This is a genomic window from Methylobacterium variabile (genome assembly GCF_001043975.1).
GTDB lineage: Bacteria > Pseudomonadota > Alphaproteobacteria > Rhizobiales > Beijerinckiaceae > Methylobacterium > Methylobacterium variabile.
In genome coordinates, this window is sequence record NZ_LABY01000506.1 from 1 (window position 1) to 932 (window position 932).

The 932-nt window shown below is 67.2% G+C and carries 1 protein-coding gene; it reads left to right on the forward strand.

The annotated features are described in order from the left end of the window. Window positions 1-255: 255 nt before the first annotated feature. Window positions 256-932, forward strand: a 677-nt coding sequence (locus tag VQ02_RS34205; RefSeq protein ID WP_048448738.1) for a UDP-2,3-diacylglucosamine diphosphatase, incomplete at its 3' end; no start/stop codon positions are given.

Here is a 932-nt window from a genome sequence, read left to right on the forward strand (position 1 = left end):
GGCTTTTCTGGGCTGGCGGGGAGAAGCCGCTTCCGCTGGGTGCGGCGGGCCTCCCGTCAGAACCACGAATCGCCACGGCCGAGGTAGAGGGCGGTGCGGGCGGCTGACCTGCGCCGTCCGCATGATGTTCTTAAGTCTCCGCCAACGAATCCCGGCTCTCATCCCCGGTCAAGGTTCTGCAGTCCGCTCCCGCGTCATCAAAGTGATACGCGAATGGGGTTTGGCTGGCGCGAGACGCCGCCAAGGAGATTGCACGTGGCCGAGGACGCCGACGCGCTTCGCGTGCGAACCCTCTTCCTCTCGGATATCCATCTCGGCACCAAGGGTTGCCAGGCCGAGCTGCTGCTCGACTTCCTGCGGGAGGTGGATGCCGACGAGATCTACCTGGTCGGCGACATCGTCGACGGCTGGAAGCTGCGCTCGGGCTGGTACTGGCCGCAGGCCCACAACGACGTGGTGCAGAAGCTGCTGCGGAAGGTGCGCAAGGGCTCGCGGCTCGTCTACGTGCCGGGCAACCACGACGAGTTCCTGCGCGACTTCCTCGACATGCATTTCGGCGGCATCGAGATCCAGGATCAGGTGCTGCACGAGGCGGCGGACGGCAAGCGCTACCTCGTCATCCACGGCGACCAGTTCGACCTCGTGGTGCGCCACGCCCGCTGGCTGGCCCTCCTCGGCGACGGGGCCTACACGGCGGCGCTGTTCGTCAACACCCACCTCAACTGGGTGCGCCGGCGCCTCGGCCTGACCTACTGGTCGCTCTCGGCCTGGGCCAAGCTGAAGGTGAAGAACGCCGTCAACTTCATCGGCCGGTTCGAGGAGTTCCTGATCGCCGAGGCCCGCCGGGCCGAGGCCGACGGGGTGATCTGCGGCCACATCCACCACGCGGCGAGCCGCATGGTCGGCGACGTGCACTACCTCAACACCGGCGA